Here is a 14,228-nt window from a genome sequence, read left to right on the forward strand (position 1 = left end):
TTTAATAAGATTATTGGTAAACAAAAACGTTTTCAGAGAATACGAAGACGTTCTTAAATTGTTGACGCAGCAAATTCATAAAATTATTTGCTTCAGATCGACTCCTAAAATCTCCTACTTTAACCCTATAATTAGGTTCATCGTAATTAATATAGGTATCAATATCTTTATACATATTTCTAAATCGCGCCTGCTCTGAGAAAGCACTGTTACGATCACTGCCTGCAAATATCTGAACCCTAAAACCACGAACCGTAGTACGCGTAGCCGCGCTTCTTACAGTCGGTTTAGTAGGTACAGCAACAGGTTTGCTTTCGACAGGATTGATACCCATATTTGCCCTAACGTGTTGTAATAGCGTAATTAATGTATCTTTTACGACAACTACATTTTCATTTTGTTGCGCCTTTACTTTCGAAAAAGTAAAAGCAACTAAAGCAAAAACAACTATCAATCCTCTCTTAAGCATTATTATATTTTTTTAAAACACTGCCTAGCTATTAACGCCGTGACAGTTTTTGTATTTCTTACCAGAACCACAAGGACAGTCATCATTGCGGCCAATTGCATTTTCATTGCGGATAGGCTGTGTAGGGCCCAAATCACGGGTATCTACATCCTCAGCACTTACTCCAATTGGAGATTCCAGCTCTGCTTTTGTCGCTTTAACCTGTACCGGAGCAGCTTGAACAGAACGTTCTGGAACACTTTGCATATTTTGTCCAGGGATCTCACCTTTAAAGATAAAGCTTACAATATCCTTATTCATGGTCGCCAGCATCGACTTAAATAAGTTGAATGCTTCCATTTTATAGATGATGATCGGATCCTTTTGTTCGTAAACAGCATTCTGAACAGATTGTTTTAAGTCATCCATTTCACGTAAATGCTCTTTCCAAGCTTCATCAATTAATGCTAAAACAATACCTTTTTCAAAAGATTTGAAAACTTCTCTTCCTTCTGTTTCTATTGCTTTCTTCAAATTTGTAGCAACTTGAATGCCACGAAGACCATCGGAGAAAGGAATAACAACATTTTCGACAACATTACCACGCTCTTCAAATACATTTTGCAATACTGGCATCGTATGTGCCGCTACCGTATTTAATTTAGTGTGGTACGCATTGATTATCTGATCAAACAAACGATCTGTTAACGCTTCGATTTTTAGACTTGTGAATTCTTCTTCCGAAATCTCTGGATTTACAGCAAATATACGGATTACTTCAATTTGAAAATCTTCATATGAACCGCCTTCTTTAGCATCAACAACAATTTCTTCAACAACATCAAAAATCATATTGTTCAAATCGACGTCTAAACGTTCTCCGAACAATGCATTCTTACGCTTTGTGTATATAACTGTACGCTGTGAGTTCATCACATCATCATACTCCAATAAACGCTTACGAATACCAAAGTTGTTTTCTTCTACTTTACGCTGTGCTCTTTCGATTGACTTTGTCAACATACTATGTTGCATCACTTCACCTTCTTCAACACCCATTTTAACCATGATGTTAGAGATACGCTCAGAAGCGAAAAGACGCATTAAGTTGTCTTCCAAAGAAACAAAGAACTGCGATGATCCCGGATCCCCTTGTCGACCAGCACGACCACGTAACTGACGGTCAACACGACGAGATTCGTGACGTTCTGTACCGATGATCGCTAAACCACCTGCAGCTTTCACCTCATCTGTTAATTTAATATCCGTACCACGACCAGCCATGTTTGTCGCAATAGTTACCTGTCCAGGTTGACCTGCTTCCGCAACAATATCGGCCTCTTTTTGGTGTAATTTTGCGTTTAAGACATTATGCTTTACCTTACGTAATTGAAGCATACGGCTTAATAATTCAGAGATCTCAACAGAAGTTGTACCGACCAACACAGGTCTTCCCGCTTCAGTTAACTTTTGGATTTCTTCCGCAACGGCATTATATTTTTCACGAGCAGTACGGTAAATAAAATCTTGACGGTCATCACGTAAAGCAACGCGGTTTGTAGGAATTTCTACAACGTCCAATTTATATATTTCCCAAAGCTCACCAGCCTCAGTAGAAGCTGTACCCGTCATACCCGCAAGTTTGTGGTACATACGGAAGTAATTTTGTAAGGTAATCGTCGCATAAGTCTGTGTAGCATCTTCTACTTTCACATTCTCTTTTGCTTCGATTGCCTGGTGTAATCCATCTGAGTAACGGCGACCATCCATGATACGTCCCGTTTGCTCATCTACTATTTTAACTTTGCCTTCGTCAACAATATATTCAACATCATTTTCAAATAAAGTATATGCCTTTAACAATTGATTGATTGAATGAATACGTTCAGCTTTGATAGAATAATCACGTAATAATTCCTCTTTACGAGCAGCTTTCTCCTCTAAAGGAATATCCGCTTTTTCGATATCCGCAATTTCAGAACCTACATCTGGCAAGATAAAGAATGAAGGATCTTCTCCCGAAGCAGTAATAAGCTCAATACCTTTTTCCGTTAATTCTACTTGATTATTTTTTTCATCAATTACAAAAAACAATTCAGCATCAGCTTTAGGCATATTTTTATTCTGCTCTTGCATATAGTAGTTTTCCACTTTTTGCAAAATCTGACGGTGATTATCTTCACTTAAGTATTTGATCAAAGCTTTATTTTTCGGCAAACCGCGATAAGCTCTAAATAATGCTAAACCACCTTTTTCTGGATCGATATCTCCAGCTTTTACAGCTTTCTTAGCTTCATTCAATACCGTATTGATATATGCTTTTTGTGCATTTACCAAACGTTCGATACGTGGTTTTAATTGGTAGAACTCATGTTGATCACCACGTGGGATAGGACCTGAAATAATCAATGGCGTACGCGCATCATCAATCAAAACTGAATCGACCTCATCCACCATTGCAAAATGTAACTTACCCTGTACCAAAGCATCGGGTGTCTGCGTCATGTTATCACGCAAATAATCGAAACCAAATTCATTATTCGTACCGTAAACAATATCAGAAGCATAAGCTTTACGTCTTTGCGGCGAGTTTGGTTGGTGTTTATCAATACAATCTACGCTCAATCCATGAAATTCAAAGAGTGGTGCATTCCACTCCGAGTCACGACGTGCCAAATAATCATTCACTGTAACAATATGCACACCATTACCAGCTAATGCATTTAAATAAGTAGGAAGGGTTCCAACTAATGTTTTACCCTCACCAGTTGCCATTTGTGCAATTTTACCCTGATGCAAGACAACACCACCAATTAATTGCACATCATAATGCACCATGTTCCAAGTTACTTCAGTTCCTGCAGCTAACCATACATTTTTCCAAGTTGCCTGATTTCCTTCAATAACCACATTTTGCTTTTGCGCAGCAAGTTCTCTATCAAAATCTGTCGCAGTAACGACTAATTGTTTATTTTCTGCCAAACGTCTTGATGTTTCTTTTACCACAGCAAATGCTTCTGGTAAAATATCCATTAAAACCTCTTCTAATTTTTTATCACGGTCTTTCGATAATTTATCTACACTTTCGTATATCGCTGTCTTTTGTGACATGTCCAAATTATCATCTTCAGCTTCAGCCTTTAGAGTAGAAATCTCTTTATCAATATCTGCTAAATATCCTTTTATTCTATTTTTGAAATCAGCGGTTTTGCCACGCAATTCATCATCACTTAACGGCGAAAGTTGTTCGTACTCCGATTTGATTTTTTCTACAATTGGCTGGACCGCCTTAATATCTCGCTCGGATTTACTTCCAAATAATTTACTTAAAAATTTTAACATAATATTCTTTTCTATCTCAATTTATGACTTTCATTCAATAATGACTCCAAACTAAAATTGCAGACAAATTGACACTAATCGGGCAAATTTAGTTATTAGATATCATATCTAACACACTATATCTATATTTTTTACTATTTTTTATGACAAAAATAAATTCTTTTCCGTTTTAGGGATAAAGCCCATATCCTGAGCCTTCTTAAACATGATTTCAATCGCCGAACGCCCCTCTTTTCCAAGTTCTACAGAGTACTTATTGACATAAAGTTCAATGTGTTTATACATCACCTCGATGCTCATCTCCTGAGCATGCGATTTGATAAACTCGAGACCTGATGTCGGGTTTGCAAAAGCATATTCGACACTCGCTCTCAAAACGCGGTTCAATTTTTCTTTAATATCTTGAGGAATACTTCTTTTAACAACAATACCACCTAAAGGAATAGGACAATTTGTCGTTTTTTCCCAATAATCGCCCAAATCAACCACTTTAAATAAGCCCTTTTCCTGATAAGTAAAGCGGTTTTCATGAATGATCAATCCCAAATCTATATCGCCGGCTAACAAAGCACCTTCAATTTCTGAAAAAACAAGTTCCTTTTTATTTTTCAATTCAGGAAATGCCAAACCCAATAAAAAATTAGCTGTCGTATATTTCCCGGGATAACCGACCCGTAATTCTGCTAGTGCTTTCGTTAATACCGTTTTGGATGACAATATTTCTTGAAGCTCTTTAGCCAGCTCTTCATCTTTCGTAATTAACATGGGTCCTACTCCAAAACCTAATGCACTACCGGCGTCCAATAGCTCATAATCTTCAACAGCATAAGCAAAAGCGTGGTAACTTAATTTTGTGACGGCCAAGTCTCCCTTAAAGGCTTTTAAATTCAAGGTTTCGACATCTTCATATACAATGTCAAACTCTAGTCCTTCTGTATCTATTTTATGATGAATAAGTGCATCAAAAATAAACGTATCATTCGGGCATGGTGAAAAACCCAATGTCAATTTCATATGGATAATTTATGTGTAAGAATATAAAGTATGGTTGCTATAAATGTAGCGACCAAGACTCCTTTTGCTAAGGCACCTTTTTCTCCTTTAAACAAAAAACGTATAACCAATAAGTTGATAAATACCGCTATGGCATAAATTAACATCGGCTTTTCCGATATCGTTTTCTCAAAAAGCGTTGTATAGGTAGAAACTAAATAAGCGATCATGGGTGCAATAGCACCCAACAAAATCCCTATGCCTAAATTGTTTTTCATATTAACTATCGAATCCCCAAGAATTTAATTCAGGAATAACATGATGGGCAGTCATATCAAACTGTGTGGGTACGATAGCAACATAACCTTTGCTTAATGCGTATGAATCAGTATCCTCTCCACGATCTTCCAACTCAAACCTGCCAGTCATCCAATAATAATCCCGATCTCTAGGATCGACACGCTCATCAAACTCTTCAACATAATGTCCACCTGCCTGACGACAGATCTTTATACCTTTGGCTTCATCTTTAGGAAAATTAACATTCAACAAAGAACCTTTTGGAAGACCATTTGCCAACACCTGCTTGGTGATTGATACCAGGTAGGATCTACAATGAGAAAAATCTGCATCGTAATCAAAATTATCTAAAGAAAATCCAATAGACGGAATTCCTTCTATTGCTCCCTCAACCGCAGCGGACATCGTTCCTGAATATAAAACATTGATCGAATGATTGAGCCCATGATTAATACCAGAGACACATACATCAGGCTTACGCCCCTTAAAGATCTTATTTACGGCCAATTTGACGCAATCTACCGGAGTTCCAGAACATTTATACATCTCAACCCCTTCATACAGATCAATACGGTCTAAACGCAAAGGTCGCCCGATCGTAATGGCATGTCCCATACCCGATTGCGGGCTATCGGGAGCAACGACCACCACATGGCCAATTTTTTGCATTTCTTCAATTAAAACTTTAATCCCTGGAGCTGTAATGCCATCATCATTCACAACCAAGATGGTTGGTTTCTTCTTTGTCATGATGCTAATTTAGGAAGAAAAAAAGAAAAGCGTTAGCTTTTAACCTATTGCTTTTTCTTTTTATACATTAAAAAGACCTTAACTCATATTTTTTAAAGGACATCTGATGCACATATAGGTATCTCATTAAATATTTTAGGAGATTTATATCAGATATTATTTAGGTTTTATAGAGGGTTTCTATAGATTTACCTCTACGAACCCTCTAGAAACCCTCTATTACTCCTACAGTATCACTACATGAAATTATAATATGTTCAAAATATAATTGCCCTATATCTACCAGCAGAACTGCATTAAAAAAAGATGATTTTTATCCGATATATATTCTAAAAAATATAAAGTCAATTTCTCTTTTGAGTAACTTCGACCATTCATATCGTTTTCCAATTTAAAATGGTCAATTTTATACTTATTATATTCTGTGTCTGTGCTGGAATGCTATTTAAGCATTTTAGATTAATTCCTGAAAATGCTTCAAAAAGCATTAATATATGGGTTTTATATATCGCCTTACCTGCCGTATCTTTTAAATATATTCCCCAGATCACCTGGAGTACGCAACTTTTTTTCCCTGTCCTATCCCCTATACTTGTTGTTGCGGGGAGTTGGCTCTTTATGGAACTGTATTGTCGCTATAAAGGCTATAGTCAGCGATCAAGAAGTACGCTGGAATTGTCGTCGGCATATAGCAATACCTCTTTTATTGGTTTTCCTTTAATTATTGCCTATTATGGGGAGCAGAATCTAAGTATTGCTATTATTTGCGATCAGGTAAATTTCATGCTATTGTCTACCGTTGGGATTATTTGTGCCATCAAGGGAGACCGGAGCAATAATGAAGGGATTAAGGTTGGTGCCCTATTAATAAGACTTGTTACTTTTCCTCCTTTTATCGCCTGCATACTTGCCCTCGTATTGGCACAATACGTGGATTTGAGTATTACCGAACCATTTTTTGATAAGATCGCATCTACAGTCGCGCCCTTGGCATTATTTTCTGTGGGGTTGCAGTTGCAATTTAAAGGCATGAAGAGAGAGATTTCTCAAATTTCGATGACCTTATTGTATAAATTGATGTTAGCGCCTGCGATTGTTCTTATCGCCGCATTGTTACTCAATGTTAAGGGGGATATCGCCCGTGTGAGTATTATGGAAGCGGCTATGCCGACTTTAATTACAGCCAGTATGGTGGTACAACAATTTAGGTTAAACACGAAATTAATCAATCTCATTATTGGCTTAGGAATTATCTTAAGTCTATTGACAACAGCCATCTGGTCTTATATCATTTCAATATTTATTTAAAGTCTCCGATATCGATTGCGAAGATTATTGTGGCTTATGATCTATTTATATGTTATTTTTAGCATGTTTCTTAAATACGCTAGAATATGAAAATGAATTATGAGTCGCGCTACGCAATTAGCCCAAATGAATGTAAAACACTTGATACAAAGTCTTTAAGAGAGAACTTTTTAATAGAAAATATTTTTGAAGCAGATCAGATACATTTTACTTACTCACACTATGATCGCTACATGGCTGGAGGTGCCATGCCGGTTGCTGAAAAAATAAAATTGGAAACGATTCCAGCATTGTTGAAAGAACCTTTCTTTCTCAGCAGAAGAGAGCTTGGAATTATTAATGTTGGTGGAGCTGGAAAAGTAGAAGTTGATGGTACCACCTACGAATTAGGCTACAAAGAGGCCTTATATATCGGAAAAGGTGTAGAAGATGTTTACTTCAATAGTAATGATGCCTCGAATCCAGCAAAATTCTATCTAAATTCAACTCCTGCTCACCATACCTTCCCCACAAAAAAAGTAACGGAAGAGTCGGCTAATAAAATTGAACTCGGATCTCTTGAGACAGCAAACCATAGAACAATCAATCAGATGTTACTGAATAAGATTGTTGATACCTGTCAACTTCAGATGGGTATGACAGAGCTAAAACCAGGATCTGTTTGGAATACGATGCCCGCACACACCCATGACCGTCGAATGGAAGTTTATTTCTACTTTGAAGTTCCCGAAGGTCAAGCGGTATCACATTTTATGGGTCCAGTAGATGAAACACGCCATATTTGGATGAAAAATGAACAAGCTGTGATTTCTCCCCCTTGGTCAATTCACGCTGGAGCAGGTACCAGTAACTATACTTTTATCTGGGGAATGGCAGGAGAAAACCTCGACTACGACGATATGGACAAATCTGCAATTACAGATTTAAAATAAATACTATGAAATCATTATTATCGGTGGCATTATTACTCGGTATTACATCTAGTTTATCTGCCCAAAATAAGAGCTCATTACTCATCCACAATACTTCTTCTTTTGAGAGAAAAGAAGTCGTGAGTATTCCTTACGAAAAATTTAAACAGCACTTTGAACTAAAAGATACCGTTTTTTCGATTTTGGAAGAAGAATCGAAAAAACCGGTCATCTATCAACTGGAAAAGCGCGGAAAATCAACACCTCAAAATGTACTGATTGCGGTTCACATTGCTCCGAAAGCAAAAATTGAACTTGCTGTTACCGCCACTGCACCTGTAAAGACAGCAAGCAAAACATATGCGCGCTATGTCCCTGAACGAAAAGATGATTTTGCATGGGAAAACAATGTTGTAGCTTTTCGAGCATATGGTAAAGCTTTAGAAGGGACTTCTGAAGATGCACAAGGTTTTGATTTTTGGTCAAAACGGACCAACGATCTAATTATTGATGAGTGGTATAAAACAGGTGATTATCATGCCGATCACGGTAAAGGTCTCGACTATTATTCTGTAGGACAAACCCTTGGGGTAGGTGATATGGCACTATACTTTAATGGTCAAATTCAGTACACAAAACACTACCGTCGATCAGAAGTCCTGGACAATGGTCCTATACGCAGTACTTTCAAATTAATTTATGAGCCTCAAGAAATAGAAGGTCAGATGATCAGTATTGAAAAAGAGATATCAATTGATGCTGAAAGTCAGTTAAGTAGAATTAATGTGAATATGCATAATGCAACCGCTGCTGAGACACCTATCGTATTGGGTATCGCCAAGCGAAAAGAAGCAAATCCTAATTACACGATTTATAAAAAAGAAAACTTCTTTGCTTACTGGGAACCAGAGAATAAAGGCAATATTACGGGAACAGCGATCATTTTACCACATGTAAAGAAAGATTTTATTGATACTCCAACTCAATTTTTATGGAATATAGCGGCTAAAAATAATCAGACCCTGACTTATTATATTGGCGCAGCCTTCAACAAAGCCGGAAAAATTGAAAATATGGATGCTTGGAAAGCTTATTTGCAACAAGCATCAGAACAAATACAAAAACCATTAACCATTAGCTATAAAAAATAATGTCCATACTACAATCATTTGATTTAACAGGGAAAATAGCCCTTGTGACAGGTTGCAAAAGAGGAATTGGCAAAGCTATGGCCGAGGCATTAGCTGAGGCTGGAGCAGATATAATTGGTGTATCTGCAACATTAGAACAAGAAAATTCTGCTGTTCAAAAATCTATTGAATCTTTAGGAAGAAAATTCCATGCCTATCAGTGTGATTTTTCAAAGCGAAATGACTTGTATGCATTTATTACTAAGGTAAAAGAACAACATCCTGTCATTGATATATTAGTCAACAATGCCGGTAATATCTTACGCAAACCCGCAGCAGAACATCCGGATGAGTATTGGGATGAAATTATCGAGATCAATCAAAATGCTCAGTTTATCTTAACCAGAGAAATAGGTAAAGACATGATTTCACGTGGAACAGGAAAGATCATATTTACAGCATCTTTACTCTCTTTTCAAGGCGGAATCAATGTACCTGGATATGCGGCTTCAAAAGGTGCGATTGCATCGCTCACGAAAGCTTTTGCAAATGAATGGGCCTCCAAAGGTGTCAATGTGAATGCTATTGCTCCGGGATATATTGCAACAGATAATACTGAGGCATTGCGCGATGATCCGGAGCGTTCTGCTTCTATCTTAGGTCGAATTCCTGCCGCAAGATGGGGAGAACCTCAAGACTTCAAAGGACCTATATTATTTCTGAGCTCTGAAGCGTCTAACTACGTTCATGGAACAATTCTGACCGTAGATGGTGGCTGGATGGGTAGATAACAAATAGATGTAGAGAGATTCCTTTTTATTAGATCTCTCTACATTTTCTTGACTACTCGAAAGCCAAGATTACTAAAAGATGCATTTGGATTGACCGAACCTATGTATTGCGAATTAAAGGATGCGCAACTATTTTTACTGCACCACCACGATCCCCCGCGTGCATGGGCAACTTTCCTACCTTTATCACGTTCTAATGTGCCTTCACAAAATTCAAACACATTACCATATACATCATATAAACCTAAAGGATTTGCTTTAAATGTTTTAATCGGTGATGTATAGAGATAACCATCCGTGGTATCGGCTACCAAATGATTTCTGCCATGCCATATATTGGCATAATTGATGATTTTTTCTAAATCTACCCCTTCAAAATACTTTGTCTCCGAACCGGCTCTTGAAGCCACTTCCCATTCATCCAATGAGGGTAAACGAACCCCTGCCCATTCGCAGTAAGCGACTGCATCCCGATAGGATATACAGGTAACAGGATGATTCATTTTATCTTTAATCCCGCCTCTACTTATTCCGTTTGGAAACCGCCAATATGCCGTACTATCCTGTATCCATCGAAATTCTTCTAATCCGGGTTCAAAGATCATTGCATTACGAAATCGTTCTGCCAATGTGACATAATGCGTAGCAGAAACAAATGCAGCAAATGCTTCATTTGTTAATTCGGCTTCAGCAATAGCAAAAGCTGGAATTGAAACGGATCTTTTAGGATTATCCAAACTGATTGTATCACCTAAAATATAAGTACCTGCCTCCACCGCAATAAACTTTTGTTCTTGGGCAAAAGAAGTATTCATGTATAAAAAAAATCCAATCAATAATATCCGAATGCTCTTCATCATTTTGAAATTTTCTGATTATAATATTCCTGTGCCGTAGATAAGAGAAATTGTTCGTTTGCTGTATTGAAACGAACTGATGTCATATAATTAGCATCGCCCAAATACAATTTTCCATACATCTTAGATTTCAGATAAGGCGTGTACTGTTCTTTTTTTAATATTAAAGATAATACCGTCAAAACATCCCTATCTTTCCTATTTGTTTGATAATAGCGAATCATAGCCGGGATACTTTCCCATGCAGAAATTTCGACAAGGGCCGATTTTAAATTGACACCCATATGTTTCTTTACAGCTATGGTTTCAAAAATCAATGTCTGTACTGTATCGCGATTCTGTTTGAGAAATTTATATTGATCCGCGCTCCAGTCGACTCCTGAAAGACGAAAGGTAAGTAACCCAAAGATCTTTTGATCTTCACCCCGACTTGTCATATCATCTATACAAGCCTGACTATATACTTCTGGATGAATCATAACATAGGTAAACTGTTCTTTTAAATTCAATCGCTTAAATTCGTCCTTAGAAATAGCCGCGATGTAATCTGCAATCATGCCATCATCTTCTGGTTCTTTAATTTTTTTGATTAAAGATTCAACTTTTCTCAAACCAAACTCAAGCTTTGTCTCCTGCTCGCGGTATGCCCTATAGTTTCGATCAGCCTGCGTCGGTTCAACATAAACATGCTCTTGTGCAACTAATGTTGTACATAGACAAATCATAAAGAGACTTACACTAATTATTCGCTTCATATTATTTCTTTTTTACTTTGTAGTAACGATTTGCCCGCTCACAAATTAAATCCTCATTTGCTTTATTATAGTTCAAGTAGGCATAATAACCAGCATCTGTACCATACAATTTCTGATAGGATACTGAATTGAGGAATTCTTCATATTCGCCACGTTTCATTAATAGCATCAGTAAGGTTAGTGCATCTTTATCCTTTGGTGTATTTTTAACATACGTAATGATAAAAGGAATCATGTTCCAAGCATTCATTTCTAAAATTGCTTCTTTGTAGTTAATGCCCATCCATTTGCTCCGTCCAACTGATTCTTGAATGAGTCTCAATACCGAGTCTCGATTTTCAAGAAGAAAGTCAGCTTGTCTCTGGCTCCAGCTCGCCTCATTAAATCCCGTTTCAAGCTGTCCGAAAATGCGTTTCTGAAGATCATTTTGATATTCTGGAATAGCACAATTCTGTTGAGAAAGTTCTGCATGGATCATTACATAAGTAAATTTCTCTCTTAGGCTCAGTCCATTAAACTGCGAAGCACTTATCGCCTCAAAACCTCCATCAGAGCTTCCTTCTGGATCTTCTTTAAATGTAATATTTGATATTAACGTCTTGATTTTCGTCAGTCCGTACGGCGGTATAGTCATTTTAGTGCGCAATTCGTATCCTTTTTCATCCCTAGTATAAGAACTTCCATCATCCTCGTTCGTCTGAGCAAATGATTTTATAAAGCCTGAAAAAAGGAGAATCAATAATATTAAATGATGTTTCATTGTTTTAATATAAGTTAGTCCAGTTGTCCATTTAAAATTTATTGAAGATATGAATAAACTGTTATATAAAAATACAGACCATAGTACTAGTCATTTCTCTTCTATTTGCAGTAAATACTAAATTATGATTATCTTAAAATAATATTTCTAAGCTAATACAAATAAACAAACAATGCTACATTCAAAAAACAGTCCAATTTTCAAGTTTTTTTTATTACTCGTACTTGTATCGTTCTCATTTATTTCGTGCCAAAACACGATTAAAGACAAGATAAAGAATGATGATGTCATCGAATTCAATGGTGATGATCAAGCCATGAATCAGGCCATCCTCGAAGCAAATAAAACGTTTCAGAATTTTGAAACTTCTTTTAAAGATCCCCAGGAAGGATACGAGAGTTTTGCTATCAAAGTAAGATTCGATACAGAAGATGGGGGTGGTGAACATATCTGGGTGGATAATCTAACCTCAGATGGAAAATCATATCTTGGTACCGTTAATAATGAACCGCAACTAACTAAGGTTGTAAAATATGGTGATCAAGTAACAATAGATCCGCAACGGATCTCTGATTGGATGTATCTAGATAAAGGGGTCCTAAAAGGTGGATATACCATCCGTGTTATGAAAAAGAATCTATCTGAAGAAGAAAAAAAGGCTTTTGATCAGGAAGTTGGATTTATTATAGAAGATTGAAGTTCATAAAAAAGGCGAAACTTAAGTTTCGCCTTTTTTATGAATATAGTCCTTTTTTTTCGATAAACTCAATGACTTTATCCGGAGTATAGAATTTGATATTGCTCCCCTCTTTCACCGCTTGTCGAAGAAAGGTAGAAGACAATTCCATCATCGGTGTTTGTGTCAGGGTTATTGACGGATGTTCTTTCATTGTACCGCCATTATATCCAGGTCTTGGATAAACATAGATATGATAATCCCTTAAAATAATATCGTGATTCTTCCACTTTGAAAAGGTCTCTAAAATATCTTCACCCATAATTAAAACAAATTCATGCGTGGGATATTTTTCTGCCAGATGTGTTAAAGTATCGATGGTATACGAGGGTTGCGGTAAACTAAATTCAATGGAACTTGCCTTTAAATTTTCGGTCTCTTCAATTGCCAGATTAACCATCTCTAAACGGTCGTACATATTACCTAGGCTCTCTTTCTTTTTAAATGGATTTTGTGGAGATACCACAAACCAAACTTCGTCCAGCTCAGTATAGTTGGCCATATAATTGGCAATAATCAAATGCCCAACATGAACTGGATTAAAAGACCCGAAGAATAATCCGACTTTAGCCATTACTTTTTATTCAGAAAGTCCATTACCAATTTCTCTGCTTCCACAACAGCAACATCCAAATCATAATTTTTTAAAATCACATCAAACTTATCTGCATAGGATAATTCGGATTCAGCTTTTGCAAAACGTTCCTGCAATTTTTCTTCAGAGTCTGTTCCTCTACCACGCAGGCGTGCTTTTAAAACTTCTAAGGAAGGAGGTTGCACAAAAATAGATAAGGCTTCGTCTGGAAACTTTGAACGCAAACGAAGTCCTCCAATCACATCAATATCAAAAATAACATGTTTACCCTGTGCCCAGATACGTTCTACTTCAGAACGTAATGTTCCATAAAATGTACCTGAATATACTTCTTCGAATTCGATGAACTCTTGTTTCGCAATCTTATGTAGAAAGTCTTCTTTTGATATAAAGTAATAATCTTTGCCATCTATTTCTTCACCGCGCGGTTCGCGTGTACTAGCAGAAATAGAAAACTCCAACTTATCACCATGTTTACTTAATAGATTCTTTACGATTGTTGTTTTACCTGCTCCTGATGGTGCCGAGAATATAATTAACTTACCTGCCATT

The 14,228-nt window shown here is 36.9% G+C and carries 15 protein-coding genes; 5 read left to right on the forward strand and 10 right to left on the reverse strand.

Features of this window, described 5'->3' with window-relative positions:
- Window positions 1-10 precede the first annotated feature (10 nt).
- The 5 genes from JAZ75_RS06370 to surE all read right to left on the reverse strand — a co-directional run bounded on the left by JAZ75_RS06370 (window position 11) and on the right by surE (window position 5,833).
- Window positions 11-469 carry an SPOR domain-containing protein gene (locus JAZ75_RS06370; protein ID WP_021189175.1) on the reverse strand — a complete coding sequence of 153 codons (459 nt, stop codon included), beginning with the start codon at window positions 467-469 and terminating at the stop codon, window positions 11-13.
- A 24-nt stretch (window positions 470-493) separates the two neighbouring features.
- Complete coding sequence (secA, locus tag JAZ75_RS06375; protein ID WP_132771729.1) at window positions 494-3,790, reverse strand: preprotein translocase subunit SecA; 3,297 nt, start codon at window positions 3,788-3,790, stop codon at window positions 494-496.
- 141 nt (window positions 3,791-3,931) lie between these two features.
- The gene (locus JAZ75_RS06380) at window positions 3,932-4,804 is read right to left on the reverse strand and encodes a menaquinone biosynthesis family protein (RefSeq protein ID WP_132771730.1); all 873 of its coding nucleotides are present in this window, start codon (window positions 4,802-4,804) and stop codon (window positions 3,932-3,934) included.
- On the reverse strand, window positions 4,801-5,061 hold the full coding sequence (locus JAZ75_RS06385) for a hypothetical protein (RefSeq protein ID WP_208700703.1): 261 nt from the start codon (window positions 5,059-5,061) through the stop codon (window positions 4,801-4,803). Before JAZ75_RS06385 ends, JAZ75_RS06380 begins: the two co-directional genes overlap by 4 nt.
- Window position 5,062: 1 nt before the next feature.
- Window positions 5,063-5,833 (reverse strand): 5'/3'-nucleotidase SurE, encoded by a 771-nt coding sequence (surE, locus tag JAZ75_RS06390; RefSeq protein WP_021189178.1) that lies wholly within the window; start codon window positions 5,831-5,833, stop codon window positions 5,063-5,065.
- A 396-nt stretch (window positions 5,834-6,229) separates the two neighbouring features.
- Here surE and JAZ75_RS06395 point away from each other — a divergent pair, with 396 nt between their 5' ends.
- The 4 genes from JAZ75_RS06395 (at window position 6,230) to JAZ75_RS06410 (ending at window position 9,973) form a co-directional block, all read left to right on the forward strand.
- Window positions 6,230-7,141 (forward strand): AEC family transporter, encoded by a 912-nt coding sequence (locus JAZ75_RS06395; RefSeq protein WP_208700705.1) that lies wholly within the window; start codon window positions 6,230-6,232, stop codon window positions 7,139-7,141.
- 86 nt (window positions 7,142-7,227) lie between these two features.
- On the forward strand, window positions 7,228-8,073 hold the full coding sequence (kduI, locus tag JAZ75_RS06400; protein ID WP_208700707.1) for a 5-dehydro-4-deoxy-D-glucuronate isomerase: 846 nt from the start codon (window positions 7,228-7,230) through the stop codon (window positions 8,071-8,073).
- Between the two features lie 5 nt (window positions 8,074-8,078).
- Window positions 8,079-9,203 (forward strand): DUF4861 family protein, encoded by a 1,125-nt coding sequence (locus JAZ75_RS06405; protein WP_208700709.1) that lies wholly within the window; start codon window positions 8,079-8,081, stop codon window positions 9,201-9,203.
- Window positions 9,203-9,973 carry an SDR family NAD(P)-dependent oxidoreductase gene (locus JAZ75_RS06410; RefSeq protein WP_317192302.1) on the forward strand — a complete coding sequence of 257 codons (771 nt, stop codon included), beginning with the start codon at window positions 9,203-9,205 and terminating at the stop codon, window positions 9,971-9,973. Before JAZ75_RS06405 ends, JAZ75_RS06410 begins: the two co-directional genes overlap by 1 nt.
- A gap of 38 nt (window positions 9,974-10,011) precedes the next feature.
- Here the strand turns inward: JAZ75_RS06410 and JAZ75_RS06415 are convergent, their stop codons facing one another.
- From JAZ75_RS06415 to JAZ75_RS06425, 3 genes are read right to left on the reverse strand one after another with little or no spacing between them, the layout of a single operon-like run.
- Entirely contained in the window at window positions 10,012-10,833 is an 822-nt protein-coding gene (locus JAZ75_RS06415) for a formylglycine-generating enzyme family protein (RefSeq protein WP_208700711.1), read from the reverse strand.
- On the reverse strand, window positions 10,830-11,585 hold the full coding sequence (locus JAZ75_RS06420; protein ID WP_208700713.1) for a hypothetical protein: 756 nt from the start codon (window positions 11,583-11,585) through the stop codon (window positions 10,830-10,832). Before JAZ75_RS06420 ends, JAZ75_RS06415 begins: the two co-directional genes overlap by 4 nt.
- A gap of 1 nt (window position 11,586) precedes the next feature.
- A complete protein-coding gene (locus tag JAZ75_RS06425; RefSeq protein ID WP_132771736.1) occupies window positions 11,587-12,345 on the reverse strand; it encodes a hypothetical protein in 759 nt (252 codons plus the stop codon).
- Window positions 12,346-12,517: 172 nt separating this feature from the next.
- Here JAZ75_RS06425 and JAZ75_RS06430 point away from each other — a divergent pair, with 172 nt between their 5' ends.
- Window positions 12,518-13,042 (forward strand): YegJ family protein, encoded by a 525-nt coding sequence (locus JAZ75_RS06430; protein WP_208700715.1) that lies wholly within the window; start codon window positions 12,518-12,520, stop codon window positions 13,040-13,042.
- Between the two features lie 37 nt (window positions 13,043-13,079).
- Here the strand turns inward: JAZ75_RS06430 and nadD are convergent, their stop codons facing one another.
- Both nadD and gmk read right to left on the reverse strand, forming a co-directional pair.
- Complete coding sequence (gene nadD / locus JAZ75_RS06435; RefSeq protein WP_021190413.1) at window positions 13,080-13,655, reverse strand: nicotinate (nicotinamide) nucleotide adenylyltransferase; 576 nt, start codon at window positions 13,653-13,655, stop codon at window positions 13,080-13,082.
- The gene (gmk, locus tag JAZ75_RS06440; RefSeq protein ID WP_132771738.1) at window positions 13,655-14,227 is read right to left on the reverse strand and encodes a guanylate kinase; all 573 of its coding nucleotides are present in this window, start codon (window positions 14,225-14,227) and stop codon (window positions 13,655-13,657) included. The genes nadD and gmk overlap by 1 nt, the downstream gene beginning before the upstream one ends.
- Window position 14,228: the final 1 nt, after the last annotated feature.

It is taken from the genome of Sphingobacterium sp. UDSM-2020 (genome assembly GCF_016132525.1).
Classification (GTDB): domain Bacteria; phylum Bacteroidota; class Bacteroidia; order Sphingobacteriales; family Sphingobacteriaceae; genus Sphingobacterium; species Sphingobacterium anhuiense.

Coding starts and splice junctions, on each gene's coding strand:
- JAZ75_RS06370 (WP_021189175.1), bottom strand. CDS start 469: ATGCTTAAGAGAGGATTGATAGTTGTTTTTGCTTTAGTTGCTTTTACT.
- secA (WP_132771729.1), bottom strand. CDS start 3,790: ATGTTAAAATTTTTAAGTAAATTATTTGGAAGTAAATCCGAGCGAGAT.
- JAZ75_RS06380 (WP_132771730.1), bottom strand. CDS start 4,804: ATGAAATTGACATTGGGTTTTTCACCATGCCCGAATGATACGTTTATT.
- JAZ75_RS06385 (WP_208700703.1), bottom strand. CDS start 5,061: ATGAAAAACAATTTAGGCATAGGGATTTTGTTGGGTGCTATTGCACCC.
- surE (WP_021189178.1), bottom strand. CDS start 5,833: ATGACAAAGAAGAAACCAACCATCTTGGTTGTGAATGATGATGGCATT.
- JAZ75_RS06395 (WP_208700705.1), top strand. CDS start 6,230: ATGGTCAATTTTATACTTATTATATTCTGTGTCTGTGCTGGAATGCTA.
- kduI (WP_208700707.1), top strand. CDS start 7,228: ATGAAAATGAATTATGAGTCGCGCTACGCAATTAGCCCAAATGAATGT.
- JAZ75_RS06405 (WP_208700709.1), top strand. CDS start 8,079: ATGAAATCATTATTATCGGTGGCATTATTACTCGGTATTACATCTAGT.
- JAZ75_RS06410 (WP_317192302.1), top strand. CDS start 9,203: ATGTCCATACTACAATCATTTGATTTAACAGGGAAAATAGCCCTTGTG.
- JAZ75_RS06415 (WP_208700711.1), bottom strand. CDS start 10,833: ATGATGAAGAGCATTCGGATATTATTGATTGGATTTTTTTTATACATG.
- JAZ75_RS06420 (WP_208700713.1), bottom strand. CDS start 11,585: ATGAAGCGAATAATTAGTGTAAGTCTCTTTATGATTTGTCTATGTACA.
- JAZ75_RS06425 (WP_132771736.1), bottom strand. CDS start 12,345: ATGAAACATCATTTAATATTATTGATTCTCCTTTTTTCAGGCTTTATA.
- JAZ75_RS06430 (WP_208700715.1), top strand. CDS start 12,518: ATGCTACATTCAAAAAACAGTCCAATTTTCAAGTTTTTTTTATTACTC.
- nadD (WP_021190413.1), bottom strand. CDS start 13,655: ATGGCTAAAGTCGGATTATTCTTCGGGTCTTTTAATCCAGTTCATGTT.
- gmk (WP_132771738.1), bottom strand. CDS start 14,227: ATGGCAGGTAAGTTAATTATATTCTCGGCACCATCAGGAGCAGGTAAA.